Genomic DNA, 14,979 nt, shown 5'->3' on the forward strand with positions numbered 1-14,979 from the left:
CCAGCCGCTGATGACGCGCGTCGAGGGAAAAGCGGTGGAGGCGATAGTCGAGGCGAGCCACCGAGACGCTGGAACCGATGAAGGCTGCGGGCAAGGCATCGCGGCTGCCGCCGCTCAACAACCGCTGCGCCCACGGAACGATTTCGATCGACGATTTCGGCAAGATCGACCTGCGCATCGCGCGCATCGACCGAGGCCGAGGCGGTGCCAGAGGAGCGGACAAGCTGCGCATGAAACTCGACCTCGGGAGCCGAACCGCGACAGGTGTTCGCCGGCATCAAGAGCGCTTACGGCCCCGCCACGCTGGTCGGCCGCCTGGCCGTCATGGTCGCCAATCTCGCCCCGCGCCCGTTGAAGTTCGGCCTGGGCGAAGGCATGGTGCTCGCCGCCTCGGACGAACGCAGCGGACCCTTCCTGCTGAGCCCCGATTCCGGCGCGCAGCCAGGCGGCATGCGCGTGAAATAGCCAGCGCCCTTTGGGCGTGATGGGCTTCTGGATACTTTGCATTGAGCCCGCGTGGCGCCCTGCATCCGCGCATGCCCATGTCCAAGACCATCGCTGCCGATCGGGTCTCCGAGGAGAGGACCGCGTTCCTGCGCCTGCTGTTGCGCAAGGTTTCCCAGAAGTCCACGACCGGTGGTCCTGGGGCAATGAGGATGGTACCGACCTGATCATCGATCCGACCGTGCTGATCGATGAAGCCGCGCAGGTGCGTACCGGAAGTCCGCAGGAGTGCGCTATGCAGCGGCGGTGCTGCTCGAGGCCGACGTCAAGGCCGAGGACGAACTGGATGCGCCACCCGCTCGATGCCGAGCAACTGGCCCGCGTCATCAGGGTAAGCGCGGCGCCGCGACAGGCCCGAGCGCCGGCATCACCCATGTCGACAGGAACTTCTACGAACCCCAGGCCCCGGCTGCCAGCGCACCGGCGTCGTGGCGGGGCGCCCTCAGCGACAGCTTCAACGAAAGCGCCGCGGGAACGGGCAAAGGCGGCATTGCTCGGCGTCGCCGCAGCAGAAGAGAGCCTGGAAGTCGTGATCAAGCGCGAGAGGAGCAACCCAAACAGCCGGATTTCCGTCAGTTCAAGCTCGAAGACGCGACTGTCCGATGGCCTCGGCGTCGCGCCGGTGGGCGCGAAGGCTTAGCCATGCGTGCCAGCAAGGCGGTGGATCGCCCGGCGACCTGCAGGCCGGGGTCGGCAGTGCCCAGGAGGTCGCTGCGCAATTCCGCTGATCGGCGGTGCGGCCGGAACGCTATGACGGGGAACTGCCGTTTCTTCTTCGACGCCGGGGTACTCAACGGCCCAGCACGAATTCAGATCAGCGACGCCCCGGTGCTCGCGTTCGACCCGAAAAACGAAGTCTTCCACGCCGACGCCAACCTCTCCGCGCTTGAGCCGTACTGTCAGGGAGCAAACTGCGGCGCTCGGCCTGGAAGAACTGACCACCGCCGACCTCCACCAGGCACGATCCTCCGGCACCATCGCGGCCATACTGGCACCTGCGCTGGTTGCACCCGCTGCTGCGGTCCAACGGTCGCCTGGCCGCGCACCTCGACCCCGGCGGCACCTACTGCCTGAAGGAACAGGTGTTCATCGAACCCGGCTACCGCACGCACGGCCTGATCGCCGCAGCGATGGACCATCCACTGCGCCTGAACGAGATCGGCGACCGCCAAGGTGCGCATGGAAGCAGTGTTCGACATGGTCCCAGCGCCCGTGAGGCCGTGGGCCGCATCCGAATGGTCACCGCGCCGGCGGCACGCGCCGACTCGCAACCGACCATCGACGACAAGCAGGAAGGGCCTGCTGACCAAGCTGCGCTGAACGATCCGCAAGGGCTGAAGCTGCGGCCGCGGCGCGCCTCGGCCAGAAAAAGCGCCGCCGACCCGCTGGTATCATCGCCCCTCTTTCGAGCAGACGCCTCGTAGCTGCTACCCAGCACCCGCCGGACTGACCTACGCGATGCCGGCGTCGACATCGATGCCGGCAATGAAGTGGTCGAACGCATCAAGCCACTGGTGGCGCGCACCTTCCGCAAGGAAGTGATGGGCGGCTTATGGCGGTTTCGCCGCGCTGTTCAGTCTCGGCAGCAAGTACCGCCGAGCCGATACTGGTCTCCGGCACCGACGGCGTCCGCGCCAAGCTCCGTCGCCCAGCAGCTGAATCGCCACGACACCATCGGCATCGACGAGGTCGGCATGTGCGTCAACGACGTGCTCGTGCAGGGCGCCGAGCCGCTCTTCTTCCTCGACTGGCTTCGCGACCATGGCTCGACGTCGCGACCACGGTCACCGTGGTCGAGGCATCGCCCGCGGCTGCGAACTGGCGGGCTGCGCGCGTTGATCGGCGGCGAGACCGCGGAAATGCCGGACATGTACGCGCCGGGCGAGTACGACCTGGCCGGCTTTACCGTCGGTGCGGTCGAACAGTCGCAACTGCTCGACGGCCGCAAGGTGCGCGCCGGCGACGTGATCCTCGGCGTCGCCTCAGGCGGACCGCATTCAAACGGCTATTCGCTGATCCGCCGCATTCTCAAGCACGTGAATGCCGACCTCGGCGACAACCTCGGTGCAGTCTCGCTGGCCAACGCGCAATGGCCCCGACCATATTGCACGCATTAAGCCGATGCTCGACCTGCTCGGCCAGCTCGATGTGCATGCGATGGCGCACATCACCGGCGGCGGCATCAGCGAGAACATCATCCGCGTCGTGCCCGCGGGCCTCGGCCTCGCGATCGACGCCAGCACGCTGGTGCTGCCGCCGGTGTTCGACTGGCTCAAGCGCAGCGGCAATGTCGCCAACGAAGAGCTGTGGCGCACCTTCAACTGCGGCGTCGGCTTCACCCCTGCTGCTCGATGCCGGAGACGTCGCCGCGACCAAGCGCCTGCTCGCCGGCCGTAGCTGTGCCGCGCGAGATCGGCCAGGTCGTCGTCGCCGACGGCGACGAGCGCGTGCGCATCGGCTGATGCTCAAGCTCGCCGTCCTCGCATCCAGGCGCGGCAGCAACCTGCAGGCGCTGATCGACGCGATCGGCGCGGCGAGCTCGATGCCACGGCACATCGTCCGGCGACTTAACCGGCAATAAGCGGCTTCCAGGTGCGCTCGCATTCGCTTCCCGCAGCGCCGGACTGGCCGCCGTGCGTAGAGCCCGAAGGCCTACGGCAGCCGTGCCGCGGTCGATGCCGCGCTGTTTGCCCCGATCGATGCTTCACGGCGCCGGGCGATCGTCTGCCGGCTGTGCATCCTGTCGCCAGAAGTGGTCGCCGCAGACATCGCGGATGGTCAATATCCACCTCGCCTTTGCCCGAATACGGTTGCGACCCAGCGCTCGAAGCCGGCGACCGCGAACACGGCGCCAGCGTGCGCAGTGATCGCAGCGCCCGACGCCGGGACACCCTTCGTCGCGGAAGCGAATCGCCATGGACCCGCCGACAGCCCGGAACGCCTGGCCGCACCGCTGCTGACGTCGGTTGCCTGCTGCCGGTCGTTGCGCTGGATCGCCATAAGCCGCCCCCGCTTCGATGCGCTGGGCAGTGCGCCCCTGGTCAGCGCGGCTGGGCGAACCCCTGCGCGTCGGCTGAACTCCGCGTTCGCCCGCAGCTCCCAATCGATCATTTAAGCTCGCACAAGCCTGAGGCCGCCGTGATCCGAATCCTCGCCGCCCTGATCCTGCTCCCAACACGCGTGACTCCGCGCCGACGATGCCGAGCCGATCCCTTGTTCCATTCCGACTACCAGCTGATCCGCGAAGGCAAGCACATCGGTGAAGTTATCAGGCTGATCATGGGCGGGACGGTTTCCAGTTCAGCACCCGCTCCGAAGGCAGCACCGAGGGACTGGCCGTTTCGCCGGCGTGCGTCGGACGAACGGCACCTTCCGCTGGCAGGACGGCGGGCTGGAGACCTGCACTATCGCTGGCTGAAGGCGGCGTGGAAGAAGCGCAGCCGCAACGTCGATGTCGGCCCGGGCTGACGCATCGACGCAGCGACCAACGACGGCAGCGCTGAGCTTGACTACGGCGCGGCCACGTCGACCGCAACCTGGTCGTGCTCGCACTCGCCGACCTGAAGGCCCGGCGCGAAACTCAGGTACCGCGTCGCCCGACAAAACGCGCGGCTCCGAGACCCATCGCTTCTGCCAAATACGGGCCACGGGAGCCATCGAGGCCGCGCGCGGACGCTTCGACTGCATCCGCGTCGAACGCATCCGCGAAAAGCCCGGACGCACTACCACCACCTGGATCGCCCGGCGCTCGGTTACCGGTGCATCCTGCAGAAAGACCGGACGGCGAGACGCTGCGGAGATACTGTTGCGTTCTCGTTCGCGCCGCGATGGAGGGGAGACGAGGTCGATGGCGGCGGATACGGATCAGATGGGGCGCGCGCAGACGGTCGTGCGCCTCAAGCACGACCGCTTCGACTCGATCAGCAAGATCTCTGGCACCATCGTCATTCGCCCCAACCTGCGCGAAGCCGCCTTCGGACTGCGCTGGTTCGCGCTGGATCGCCGGCCACGAAGCGCTCGCTGCGCGTCCTTGGCCGGGCTCAACGGCTTGCCACGCCTGCTCGCCTTCGCCGATCGGCTCGATCGCAGCTATATCGCAGGCCGGCCGATGCAGGAGGCACAACGCGCGACCTGCCCTACTTCCGCGCCGCGCGACTCTGTTTGCTGGCCATGCATCGCCTCGGGGTCGCCCACAACGGCCTCGCCAAGAGGCCGAACTGGCTGGTGCGCGACGACGGGCGCCCGGCGCTGATCGACTTCCAGATGGGCTGGATCGGCCCAAGCCCGCAGCCGCTTCTTCCGCCTGCTGGCGCGCGAAAACCTGCGCCACCTGCTCAAACACAAGCGCCACTACCTGCCGGAATCGCTGACCCCGGTCGAACGCCGTATGCTCGCGCGGCGCTCCTGGATCGCGCGCGCCTGGTCCCGCAGCGGCAAGCGCCTGTACAACTTCGTGACCCGACGCCTGCTGAACTACCGCGACAACGAGGAAAGGGCTGAAGCGCCTTCCCCGAGGCGCTCGGCCGCTCACAAGCGCCCCAAGACCGGCGTTAGTGCTCGCAATCCTTGTCCACAATCGCCGCTACGCTACCAGGGTTGCCGGACAAATCGGATGCGCCGCGGCGCTCCTGCACCGAGAGCTGTATCGCTTTTCCGCTCCGGCCGCGAATGCCGCCATCGCAGCAATCATCGCTTCCACCTGGCTTGCTGCAGATGCCGTGTCGAACTGCGAGGATGGCGATGCCTGAGCGCGAGCCGATCGCTCGAACACTGGATCGCCGAACTGGAAAGGTCTGGCGTCGCACTCGACATCGGCGCCCGCCACGGGCACGAGCTCAGGTTGCCCCGGCATGCGCGACTCGTCGACCCCAAAGTTCGACAGTTGAACCCGTAACTCATTGATCCACAAGACGTGGCTCAATCAAAAATGCCCCTACACGACGGATTTGTCGGGGAGCGGGAGCTTGAGTTGCTGGTAGATCTGCTGCTGTTCCTTGGTGAGTGCGGTCATGCCGGTCTTTACGGTTCGACCGACCTTCACGTGAAACCACTGCACTGCTTTCAGCGCCTGCAGTGCACGCTCCGGGCTGGTCTCGGCGTTGGCCTCGCGCAGTCGCATGCGCATCACGCGATGCAGTAGCAATGCCATGAAGCAGATGGCCGCGTGGGCGCGAATGCGATCGGGCAAGCGGTGATACATCGGTGCGATTTCAATGTCGCTTTTCAGAACGCGGAAGCCGCGTTCGATGTCGGCGAGGCTCTTGTAGCGTTCAATGATTTGCTCGGCGGCGAGTTCGGCGACGTTGCTGACCAGCACCAGCTTGCCATCGCATCGCTCGGCTTCGCGCAGGGCTTCGTCGTCGCACTCGAAGCTGAATAGATCGGCGCGCAGATCCGCCTTGAGGATGCGGCTCAGTCCCTCGTCCGCGACCATCTTGGTGAAGCGGATGAACGCACCCCGATCACTGGCGCGTCGCCCGCGCGCTGATTTTCCAGCGTCCTGCGCGTTGAGTTTGTCGGCGATGCGTTGGCCCTCCACCTCGATTTCGGCGATGCGCTTTTTCCGTGCCTGATGCTGCGTCGTGGCGCGCTCCGGGTCGTGCGCGATGATCAATCGCCGTGATTGCCAGGCGTGTTCCTGGAGGCTGGCCTGATCTTCGGGAAACGTCATCGTCGCAAATTGCTCGATCAGTTCGCTGTACCGCCGTGCCGGCACCGCGAGGATGAACTCGAGCCCAAGCGACTCAAGCTCGGCCATATTGTCGAGATTCACCAGGCCGCGATCCGCGACCACGATGACGCGCTTGATGGCGAAGCGCTTGCGCGTGCGCTCGAGCATCGGAATCAAGGTCTTCGCTTCGGACACATGGCCGGCAAAGACCTCAAATGCGATCGGCAGGCCGTCTGCGGTCTGGATCAATCCGAGCACGCATTGGCGCGCGCTGCCGAGTACATCCTTGCTGTGTCCGAACGCGCGCAGGTCATCGTCGACATCGCCTTCGCCATGCACCCGAATGGTCGTCAGATCGTAGAACACGATCGACAGCGCCACATCCAGCATCGGCCGCAACATCGTTGCCAGCGCATCCTGCAGCCGATCCCCGACATCGCTCAGCGCATCCATTGCACGCAGCAAACGCTGGTGCGTCACCGTCTGCGGATCGATGCCCGGCAAGCGCGCCAGCTGCAACCGGCGCAACACGCCGAGCTTCGAATCCGGATCGCACAAGCGATGCAACACCATCACGCGCAACATCGCCACGACATCGAACTGTCGCCGCGACGACCGCAACAAGTGCCGCAATGATGCATCCAGACCAAGCTCGACCCAGAGCGCGGTCAACAGCGAACTCGGGCCAAACTCCAGCGCCGGTGCCACGGCAATCGTGCGATCCACGCCGACCTCATCTGCGCGACCGGTCACGCGCAACAAGCCACTGTTCGGTGCTTGACGCGCCCCGCGTCTCGATACGCCTCGACGATGCGCACATAGGTGCGCGGACCGGATCGATGAAGTTTGATGTGCATGGCGTGACGGTAACACGCACGCGATCCGCTGCCAATGGCTCTGGAGCACACCACGTGCCCCTACACGACTGCGAAAAACGACTGATAAAACCCAATCAAATCAATATGCCTTCACCTCGAAATCCACAATTTTGGCCGGGAAGTGTCGAACTTGGGGTCGACGGGCGATGGCTTCTCCGAAACGCGGCCCTGCATGAGCCGTTCCAGCGCATCCCGCGCGGCGACGGCGGCCAACTCGAACTCGAACTCACGCTCATCAAACTCGTGATTCCTGAGAAGCGCAGCGTTGAGCGGATGGTTGTGCAACCTTCTGGTTGACCACAGTGGCAGGTCGCCCGGCAGATGGCGCCCGGCGATGGGGTCTGGCGCGGACGGACGCCACTGACTTCGAGCGCGAGCGGCTGCTTCGAGCACGGACAGCTCAAATTCGAGCACATGCCTTGCGGCCTCGATCTCTGGGGCAACCATGGATGCGCCACTGTAGGTCGCCCAGGTCGCTGCAAACACCGCGTTCAATTGTGCACGTGTGCTCGCCGGCAAGGTGGTTTGGCCAGTCGCGGGCGGCAACGGCGCAGCCATCGCCGTAACCGGGGCTTGAACGCTGTCCGCACTCACGCCATGTTGCCGTCTTCAGTCCGGATGATTTCGACTCGATTGTTGAGGCCAAAGGTACCAATTCTTGATCACTACCCGATCAAGTCCCGATGATCAGAATTTCGAGGTTGTTCGACCCCGACGGACGCCGAAACCAGAGCTGGTCGTAGGTGACTCCGGGCTTCAGACACAGGAAATCCTGATTGCCACCCGGAGATCCGGTTTCGACCACGGTGTCGACACCATTGCCACGCGCCATGACGTAGGTGTCATCGCCTTCCCCACCGGTGAGCGTGTCCGTTCCGGCACCACCTTCGAGGCGAACGTAGAAGACGTCATCGCCCTCGCCACCAAGCATGGTGTCGTTCCCGGAACCGCCATCGAGCGTGTCGTTGCCCAGCCACCCATCCAGCAGATTCGCTCCGGAATTTCCGGTCAGCACATTGTCGAGTTCATTGCCAAAGCCGTCGATCGCCGCCGAGCCCGTCAAGCTCAGGTTCTCGACATCGTCGTACAGGCCGTGCGACACCGAGGACTGCACCAGGTCGATGCCCTCATCCGCCAACTCGACCGCGGTCATCTTCGTTGTCCACGACATAGGTGTCATTCCCCGCGCCGCCGACCAGATGATCCGCACCAGCCATGCCGTTCAGCGTGTCGTTGCCCGCCAGGCCGAACATTGCGTCCCTTGTTGCTGTGCCGTTCATGGTGTTGTCGGCCGACGTACCGGAGACCGGGTTGCGCAACTCCAGACTGAACCATGTGGAGACCGCTTGTCCGCTCGCATCGGTGGCCCGCAATTCGAGTTCATAGTCCATACCGGTGTTCACCGGCGGCGTGCCACTGAAGGTCCTGCTCGCAACGTCGAAAGTTAGCCACGAAGGCAAGGAATCAGGCGGAACCGACAACTGCAGTTGAGACGGATCCTCGTCCGCAAACGTTCCTTCCGGCACCACGAACTCGAACGCCTGGCCGCCGAGCGCCATTGGCGCCAGCAGCGAGAGCAGCACCTCCGGAGGATTGTCGATGGCAGTCATTGCCAGTACATCCCAACGCTCACCCGACGCAAACTCGATGAACTCGACGCCAGACGCCACGACACCCGCCGGGATCGTCAGGTCGATCTCCTGACCAGCTACACGCAACAGGATGCGCCCGGATTCACGTACCAGGCTGACCGCTGAAGTGGTGATGCCCGCTCCGAGTCGCAATGTGTCTACGCCCTCCCCCAACAGCTCCTCGATCCGGTCGGAGCCATCGCCCAGGTTGTAGATATAGACATCATCTCCTGCGCCGCCGCGCAGCAGGTCTACACCAGGCCCCCCGGTCAGCGTGTTCAGCTCCTCATTGCCCTGGAGCAGATTGTCCTGCGCATTGCCGGTACCTGCACGCGCAGCTCGGTCAGAAACGGGTTCTCGATACCGGCGCCGAGGCCGTAGTCGATCGCTGCGTGCACCACGTCCAGCTCCGTGCTGCGGCGCCAGTCTCGGTGACCACGTCGCCCAGTGCATCAACGTGGTAGGTGTCGCTGCCGTTGCCTCCGGTCAACCGGTCGTTGCCGCTACCGCCGTCGAGCACGTCGTCGCCGTCGCCGCCGGAGACGATATCGTCGCCGTCATCACCGTACAGCGCGTCGTTGCCGCCCGTGCCGACCCCAGCGTATCGACGCCATCGCCACCGCAGGGGTATTGTCGTAGTTGTTGCCGACCAGACCGTTGTTCAGCGCATTGCCGCTGCCGTTCGCGACCAAGGCCGCGGCCATCAAGGTCAACGCCTCGACGTTGTCGGCCAGCGTGACCTGCCCGTTGACGCCAACGAACTCGACATGATCGGTACCCTCACCGGCGATCTCTACGACAGCAGCACCGTTGCCCAGCACATAGACATCATTGCCGACACCGCCGGCCGCGCTGCTCGCCGCCGTTGCGGCAGCCAGGTCGATGCGATTGTTGCGCTCGTTGCCCTGTACCTGGACGGCCACGGCCGCGGTCGCGCGGAAGTTGTCGACACGTTCATTCATCTGCGCAGTGCCTGCCAGCGACGATTCGACCGACACGGTCCAGCAGACTCTTCGGCACCGACGCCGCCGTCGATGACGACTGCGACTTGGTTGGACTGGACATCGATGACGTTGTCGAGCGCGTTGCCGGTGAAGCGATCCGGGTCGAAGTTGGAAGATCTCGTGGTGTTGACAATCATGTGCTCGACGTTGGTCGCGAGCATCCGGCTGCTCGCTGATCTGGTCGTCTGGATGGTCCACGGTAAAGGTGTCGTTGCCGCTGGTGCCGCCTGCGTATTCGCGCTACCGCCTCCTTCGGCGAGCGCAGCGTGCTCGCCGCAGTCAACGCAGCGCCGCCACCAGCGAACTCGATCGCGGCAGGGCCTGCGCCCACCACGAAATGGTCGAGGACGCGCACCTGGTCGGTGGTGCCGATGATCTCGATCAGCAGGTCGTCGCCGCTGCGCGCCATGATCAACTGGTTGGCATCGATGCCTGCGTCGAGGCGCAGCACGTCGGTGTTGCTTTCGAGCGTGATCTCGTCGACCCCGTCACCGCGACCGAACCGGTAGACATTGCTGCCGGTGCCACCGCTCAACAGATCATTGCCGTGGCCGCCGGTAATGAGGTCGTCGCCGTCGCCGCCGTAGACATAGTCGACGCCGTCGCCGGCAAGCAGCGTGTCGTTGCCATCATTGCCGTAAGAGCCGATCATGGCCAGCGCCTCCGTCGAGCACGTCATTGCCGCCGCCGCCACGCTGGCTCGTCGTTGCCGGCGCGGCCGGTAATGGACTCGTCGATCTGATAGCCGGGAATCATGTCGTCGCCATTTTTGCCGTCGTTCAGCACGGCGAGCACATCGGCCGCGGTCCAACGCGTGCCGTCGGCGAACTCGAGAGGCACCGGTGCCGACGTACTGGCACCGAAGTCCTCGATAACAGGCTGCGTGACGCTGCTGCCGTTGCGCCGTTCGATGACCAGGTCGTTGCCGAACTTCCAGACGAACAGATCGGCCTTGTCGACATCGGCCCCGAACTTGACCACAGCTCCGCCCTGGTCAAGCCCTCGGATTGGTCGTTGCCACTGGTCGCATTCAGATGTACTGGTCGTTGCCGCCGCCGCCATCGATGATGTCGTTGCCCGCGCCGCCGTCGATAATGTCGTTGCCGGCGCCGCAATCAACATGTCACCCCGTCGCCGCCGAGCAGGAGTGTCGTCGCCGTCACCGACCACGATGTAGTCGGCGCCGCCACCACCGGCGATCATCGGCACCGGCACCACCATTGAGGTGTCGCCGCCTTCGCCACCGCTGAGGACATCGGCACCATCACCGCCTTCCAGCACGTCGACGCCTGCCCCACCCTCAGGCACGTCGTCTCCGGCATCACCGTACAGCGAGTCGTTATCGGCACCGCCGCTGGGCGTGTCGTCACCGTCGCCACCATGAAGCTCGTCATTGCCACTGCCGCCATCCAGCGAATCTGCGCCACCGAAGCCGAACAACCGATCGTTGCCGCCATCACCATCGAGTGTGTCGTCGCCCTGCTCGCCAGCCGCAACATCAAGGCCGTCGCCCTGCAGTTCGTCGTCGCCTTCGCCTCCAGACAACTGATCGTTTCCGGCACCACCGCCAATCAGGTCGTTGCCTTCTCCGCCCAACAGCGCATCGGTGCCCGGCGCCACCGCGCATCGTGTCGACGCCGTCGCCGCCACCGGGCTGTCGTCGCCTTCGCCTCCATCCATATCGTCATCGCCATCACCGCCGAGCAACACATCGTTGCCCTCGTGGCCAGCCATTCGGTCATTTCCCTCCTCACCGGACACGACATCGTCGCCCTCTCCCGCGGTCAATTGGTCGTCGTCCGTGCCTCCGCGCAGCGCGTCGTCACCATCACCGCCGTGGATGATGTCTTCGCCCGCGCCACCCTCAATCACGTCGTCCCCATCGTCGCCGTGGATCAGATCGTTGCCCGCGCCACCGTCGATGAAATCCCCGGCTGCATCGGCGACGCCCGCGGAGGAATTGTCGCCGTAGATCGCATCATCGCCCTCTCCGCCCAGCACAGTGTCAGCACCCGCACCTGCGAATACGACATCGTTGCCCTCGCCGCCGTCCACGAAGTCCGCACCCGCACCGCTGAAAATCAATCGGCGCCGGCGCCGGCGAGGATCACGTCGGCATCACCGCCGGCAAGTTCGTAGGGCTCGCAATTGGTGAACGTGGTCGGTACGGGGTCGAGTCACCTTCGACGATCACTTCGCGACTCATCGACCACACCGCCCAGTCCGGCGGCGCGGTCCGGGTCCTCGATCGTCATGGGGTTGACCCCGGGGCCTGCTCGTCACCATAGATGCTGTCGTCGCCACCGCCGCCGTAGATCACATCCCGCCCAGCCCCGCCGAGCAGCAGGTCGTTGCCGTCCTCGCCGACGATGTAGTCGTCGCCTTCGTCTCCGCTCAGCAGATCGCCGGCGGCGTCGTCCGCTGCGCTTGTGACTGCGGCGCCACGCGCCGCTGCTGGCGGCGCTGCGGGATCGCGCCAGGCATTCGCGAACAAGTGATCGTTGCCGCTTCCGCCCAGCACCCAATCACGACCCAACCCCGCCTCGACCCAGTCGTGGCCATTCGCCATGATCAGTATGTTCTGCAACTCGTTCGCGACAACGTGGTCCGGCGCGCACAAATCGTCCGCCAGCGCATCAACTCCGTTCTCGGCGAGTTCTTCCACGATGAACCACTGCCCGTTGTCGTCTGGGCCCACCAATGTGCCGGTGGCTGCTGGCAGCGCGGCGGGCTGGAGCACGATGCCGAGATCACCGTCGTGGAAGTTCTCGATCCAGACCGCAGCCGCATCGTCGTCATTGCCGGCTCCGGTCACCCGCAGCCGCGGGCTGCCGTCCCAAGCGGTCGTCAGCGAGTAGTACATCCGGTTCGCGCGGTCGTACCAGCTCGTCGCCGACGTCTGCAGCCAGTTGCGCACCGGATCGGCCAAGCCCGCGCTGCCGCGCAACTGCATCTGTTGCCCAGACTCGTCGAGCCAGAACACCTCACCACGCTGATTGTCGTCGTCGACGATGTCGTGCCCGATGCCAACCCGTAGCTGTCAAAACCGTCGCCACCGATCAACTCGTCGCTGCCCTCTCCACCGCGCAATACGTCGTCGCCTGCGCCCCCTTCCAGCCGATCGTTGCCCTCTCTCCTCCGAGCAACTGATCAGCACCCGTTCCACCCTCCAGATGATCGTCACCATCGAGACCGCGCAGCTGTCGTCGCCTCCACCGCCGTAGGGCGGTCAGACACACCTCCTCCTTCCAGCGTGTGCGCCTCCTCATTGTCGAGATGAATGACGTGATTGCGCGTCTCAAACAACCCGTCTACGCCGTCGACCGTGACCGCGATGCGCTCCCCGTCCACGTACGTGACGTAATCCCAGTCACCTTCGGCGTTGCTGTCCCAGTTTTCGAGGTAAGCGCGGTCCAGCACCCGCGGCAGCAGGTCACTTGCGTCATTCGCGCCGGCGTTGTAATCGGCGATCAGCAGAAAGCGCTTGCCAGAAGTCATTCAAATATGCGTCGCTGTACTGAGATTGCGTTAGTGTGGTCGAATGGCTGCTTTCTGCGTAGTACGCGTTATTGCCGGCCAACACAAACATATTTTGTTGCAACAACGCATATAGGTAACCAAGGTCAGCACGCGCCGCGGCGGCGAGCTCCGAAGCACTCAAGTCTCCAACGAACTCGATGTGAAAATCTCCGACGTTCGCTGTGTATGCCGAGTTCTGCGCTTGGAGTAATGCGATCTGCGCCCACCTCGCTTCGTTGTCATTTGGATCTGACAGATTTGATTGAATGCCAAACAGTCGACTGAGCTGGTTGACGATCCTCTCCAGCGTGCCGTTTGAGTTGTTGAAAAACTGATCGGAATGAATGTCATCGTTCGTCGCGAACTCGAATATCGGCTGCAGTCGTTCCAACGCCACATTGTCAAAGTTCTGAAGCGTCGAGTCGAGCCCGATGAATAGGTCGTACACACCCATCGCGGCTGTCATTTCTGACGCGCCGTGTCCGAATACATTCCCAAGACCAGCGTTCTCGATGTAAATCGGAAGGTGTTGGCCTGGCTGAACCAACGCCCAATCTTGCGTGACAATGTTCGAAAAAAAACTCGCGATGTTTTCCTCGGCATCGAGCAGCGGCCAGGAACCAACCAGTCAGGAACCCGGCACCATTTACCGTCACCGCGTTCACGCCGAACAATCGCGAAAACACCATGGCCAAGTGTCCGCCTAGGCTATGCCCGGTAACAGTATCGATTTCTGCGGTCACAGCACCGAGACCGGGGCCGCCTGCCGGCCCTGAAAGACTGGGTTGTTTGTAGACCGGATGCTCCACATCGCCGCTTTGTCAAGCACCCGGATCACGCGGCTAGCGTCGAAATTCGGATCATCCTCGGTAATCTCCACCAGCCTCAACTGCGGAACGTCGGCTCCAAGCGGCGCTTGCAGCCGCATCCAGTAGTTGTACATATCCATGGCTTGGTCATGCGCCAGACCCTCACCAACCAGCTGCACGCCATCAGCCATCACCAAATCAAGCAAATCCTGCGTACCACGTAAGCCAAACACAACGATCTCAGGATGCAGTCGATTTCGGAACAACGCGCCGGAAAAACCGGTGCCGCGCAGCAACGACTCGTTCGAGTACTGACTTAGGACTTCCCATTCTTCGGCGAAGGCTTGAGCCTGTGATTCGGTGAATCTCCCTGAATCGACCAGCTGTTGACGAAGAGCGAAAATTCCTAGTCCGTAGCCATGCGGCACCCCATCGAAATTGAATTCGACATATGAAGCGTCGGCAATTGAGGCGATATTAAATAGAGAAACCAGTTCAAATGACATGACTGCTTACTTCCTATTTTCAAATAAAGTGATTATCGCGGAGAAGCTTCCGGCCGAGTTACGGTGCACTTTGGCGCACTCGCAGCTCTTCATCCACAATCGGTAGTCCCACAACGTCATTGGGCCGTGGCACACCTCCCCCGCTTCAAAGTACCGCTCTATCGCTGGAGTCTCCCATTCGATCTAATGTCAACCAATTCGTGCTCGATGCGTTTTATTCCAAACCACAATTCGTCACGACGATTTACGACCCTCAGATTGGCTGTCACGATATCCCTGAACCCGTTGTTGCTGCGGTCTATATTTGTACGCGCCGTTCGGCAACGCGAGAGATTTCTCTAGCGGATTGCGTTTTTGCCAGCCCATCGGATCAACATTTACCCATAATCCTGTTTTCTGGCTGCAGTAATATGCCATCATGATTTTCGATGGGATCAGATCCCAGAACACGATGCTG

General features: G+C 63.5%; 16 protein-coding genes and 4 pseudogenes. 5 read left to right on the top strand and 15 right to left on the bottom strand.

Annotated elements, in window-relative coordinates; genetic code table 11:
* Nucleotides 1-77: 77 nt before the first annotated feature.
* The 5 genes and pseudogenes from IPG63_17665 to IPG63_17685 all read left to right on the top strand — a co-directional run bounded on the left by IPG63_17665 (nt 78) and on the right by IPG63_17685 (nt 4,756).
* Nucleotides 78-465, top strand: a pseudogene (locus tag IPG63_17665) (hypothetical protein).
* A gap of 1,043 nt (nt 466-1,508) precedes the next feature.
* Nucleotides 1,509-1,928, top strand: coding sequence for a hypothetical protein (locus IPG63_17670; protein ID MBK6729011.1), 420 nt, complete (start codon nt 1,509-1,511; stop codon nt 1,926-1,928).
* Between the two features lie 117 nt (nt 1,929-2,045).
* Nucleotides 2,046-2,901, top strand: a pseudogene (locus tag IPG63_17675) (phosphoribosylformylglycinamidine cyclo-ligase).
* Between the two features lie 816 nt (nt 2,902-3,717).
* Nucleotides 3,718-3,972, top strand: a complete 255-nt coding sequence (locus IPG63_17680; protein ID MBK6729012.1) for a hypothetical protein — start codon at nt 3,718-3,720, stop codon at nt 3,970-3,972.
* A gap of 379 nt (nt 3,973-4,351) precedes the next feature.
* Complete coding sequence (locus IPG63_17685; protein MBK6729013.1) at nt 4,352-4,756, top strand: hypothetical protein; 405 nt, start codon at nt 4,352-4,354, stop codon at nt 4,754-4,756.
* 330 nt (nt 4,757-5,086) lie between these two features.
* Here IPG63_17685 and IPG63_17690 read toward each other — a convergent pair whose 3' ends face one another.
* The 15 genes and pseudogenes from IPG63_17690 to IPG63_17760 all read right to left on the bottom strand — a co-directional run bounded on the left by IPG63_17690 (nt 5,087) and on the right by IPG63_17760 (nt 14,522).
* Complete coding sequence (locus tag IPG63_17690) at nt 5,087-5,413, bottom strand: hypothetical protein (GenBank protein ID MBK6729014.1); 327 nt, start codon at nt 5,411-5,413, stop codon at nt 5,087-5,089.
* Nucleotides 5,414-5,437: 24 nt separating this feature from the next.
* Nucleotides 5,438-7,032: pseudogene (locus IPG63_17695) on the bottom strand (IS1634 family transposase).
* Nucleotides 7,033-7,143: 111 nt separating this feature from the next.
* Nucleotides 7,144-7,611 carry a hypothetical protein gene (locus IPG63_17700; GenBank protein ID MBK6729015.1) on the bottom strand — a complete coding sequence of 156 codons (468 nt, stop codon included), beginning with the start codon at nt 7,609-7,611 and terminating at the stop codon, nt 7,144-7,146.
* A 115-nt stretch (nt 7,612-7,726) separates the two neighbouring features.
* Nucleotides 7,727-8,206 (bottom strand): hypothetical protein, encoded by a 480-nt coding sequence (locus IPG63_17705; GenBank protein MBK6729016.1) that lies wholly within the window; start codon nt 8,204-8,206, stop codon nt 7,727-7,729.
* Nucleotides 8,181-9,137, bottom strand: a complete 957-nt coding sequence (locus tag IPG63_17710; protein ID MBK6729017.1) for a putative Ig domain-containing protein — start codon at nt 9,135-9,137, stop codon at nt 8,181-8,183. Before IPG63_17710 ends, IPG63_17705 begins: the two co-directional genes overlap by 26 nt.
* Entirely contained in the window at nt 9,028-9,255 is a 228-nt protein-coding gene (locus tag IPG63_17715; GenBank protein ID MBK6729018.1) for a hypothetical protein, read from the bottom strand. Before IPG63_17715 ends, IPG63_17710 begins: the two co-directional genes overlap by 110 nt.
* Nucleotides 9,245-9,646 (bottom strand): hypothetical protein, encoded by a 402-nt coding sequence (locus IPG63_17720; GenBank protein MBK6729019.1) that lies wholly within the window; start codon nt 9,644-9,646, stop codon nt 9,245-9,247. The genes IPG63_17715 and IPG63_17720 overlap by 11 nt, the downstream gene beginning before the upstream one ends.
* Nucleotides 9,643-9,849 (bottom strand): hypothetical protein, encoded by a 207-nt coding sequence (locus IPG63_17725; protein MBK6729020.1) that lies wholly within the window; start codon nt 9,847-9,849, stop codon nt 9,643-9,645. Before IPG63_17725 ends, IPG63_17720 begins: the two co-directional genes overlap by 4 nt.
* Nucleotides 9,822-10,340 carry a hypothetical protein gene (locus tag IPG63_17730; protein MBK6729021.1) on the bottom strand — a complete coding sequence of 173 codons (519 nt, stop codon included), beginning with the start codon at nt 10,338-10,340 and terminating at the stop codon, nt 9,822-9,824. The genes IPG63_17725 and IPG63_17730 overlap by 28 nt, the downstream gene beginning before the upstream one ends.
* A gap of 23 nt (nt 10,341-10,363) precedes the next feature.
* The gene (locus tag IPG63_17735; protein ID MBK6729022.1) at nt 10,364-11,773 is read right to left on the bottom strand and encodes a hypothetical protein; all 1,410 of its coding nucleotides are present in this window, start codon (nt 11,771-11,773) and stop codon (nt 10,364-10,366) included.
* A 166-nt stretch (nt 11,774-11,939) separates the two neighbouring features.
* Complete coding sequence (locus IPG63_17740; protein ID MBK6729023.1) at nt 11,940-12,617, bottom strand: hypothetical protein; 678 nt, start codon at nt 12,615-12,617, stop codon at nt 11,940-11,942.
* Nucleotides 12,536-12,957, bottom strand: a pseudogene (locus IPG63_17745) (hypothetical protein). Before IPG63_17745 ends, IPG63_17740 begins: the two are co-directional and overlap by 82 nt.
* Nucleotides 12,869-13,186, bottom strand: coding sequence for a hypothetical protein (locus IPG63_17750; protein ID MBK6729024.1), 318 nt, complete (start codon nt 13,184-13,186; stop codon nt 12,869-12,871). Before IPG63_17750 ends, IPG63_17745 begins: the two are co-directional and overlap by 89 nt.
* Nucleotides 13,131-13,673, bottom strand: a complete 543-nt coding sequence (locus tag IPG63_17755) for a hypothetical protein (protein MBK6729025.1) — start codon at nt 13,671-13,673, stop codon at nt 13,131-13,133. Before IPG63_17755 ends, IPG63_17750 begins: the two co-directional genes overlap by 56 nt.
* Nucleotides 13,674-13,946: 273 nt before the next feature.
* On the bottom strand, nt 13,947-14,522 hold the full coding sequence (locus IPG63_17760; protein MBK6729026.1) for a hypothetical protein: 576 nt from the start codon (nt 14,520-14,522) through the stop codon (nt 13,947-13,949).
* Nucleotides 14,523-14,979 lie beyond the last annotated feature (457 nt).

It is taken from the genome of Lysobacterales bacterium (assembly GCA_016703225.1).
Classification (GTDB): Bacteria; Pseudomonadota; Gammaproteobacteria; order Xanthomonadales; family Ahniellaceae; genus JADKHK01.

Bases quoted from the DNA above. Each gene is read 5' to 3' on its own strand.
- IPG63_17730 (MBK6729021.1), bottom strand. From the start codon at position 10,340: ATGATCGGCTCTTACGGCAATGATGGCAACGACACGCTGCTTGCCGGC.
- IPG63_17710 (MBK6729017.1), bottom strand. From the start codon at position 9,137: ATGCACTGGGCGACGTGGTCACCGAGACTGGCGCCGCAGCACGGAGCT.
- IPG63_17725 (MBK6729020.1), bottom strand. From the start codon at position 9,849: ATGCTCGCGACCAACGTCGAGCACATGATTGTCAACACCACGAGATCT.
- IPG63_17760 (MBK6729026.1), bottom strand. From the start codon at position 14,522: ATGTCATTTGAACTGGTTTCTCTATTTAATATCGCCTCAATTGCCGAC.
- IPG63_17685 (MBK6729013.1), top strand. From the start codon at position 4,352: ATGGCGGCGGATACGGATCAGATGGGGCGCGCGCAGACGGTCGTGCGC.
- IPG63_17705 (MBK6729016.1), bottom strand. From the start codon at position 8,206: ATGACCGCGGTCGAGTTGGCGGATGAGGGCATCGACCTGGTGCAGTCC.
- IPG63_17755 (MBK6729025.1), bottom strand. From the start codon at position 13,673: ATGACAGCCGCGATGGGTGTGTACGACCTATTCATCGGGCTCGACTCG.
- IPG63_17700 (MBK6729015.1), bottom strand. From the start codon at position 7,611: ATGGCTGCGCCGTTGCCGCCCGCGACTGGCCAAACCACCTTGCCGGCG.
- IPG63_17750 (MBK6729024.1), bottom strand. From the start codon at position 13,186: ATGACTTCTGGCAAGCGCTTTCTGCTGATCGCCGATTACAACGCCGGC.
- IPG63_17720 (MBK6729019.1), bottom strand. From the start codon at position 9,646: ATGAATGAACGTGTCGACAACTTCCGCGCGACCGCGGCCGTGGCCGTC.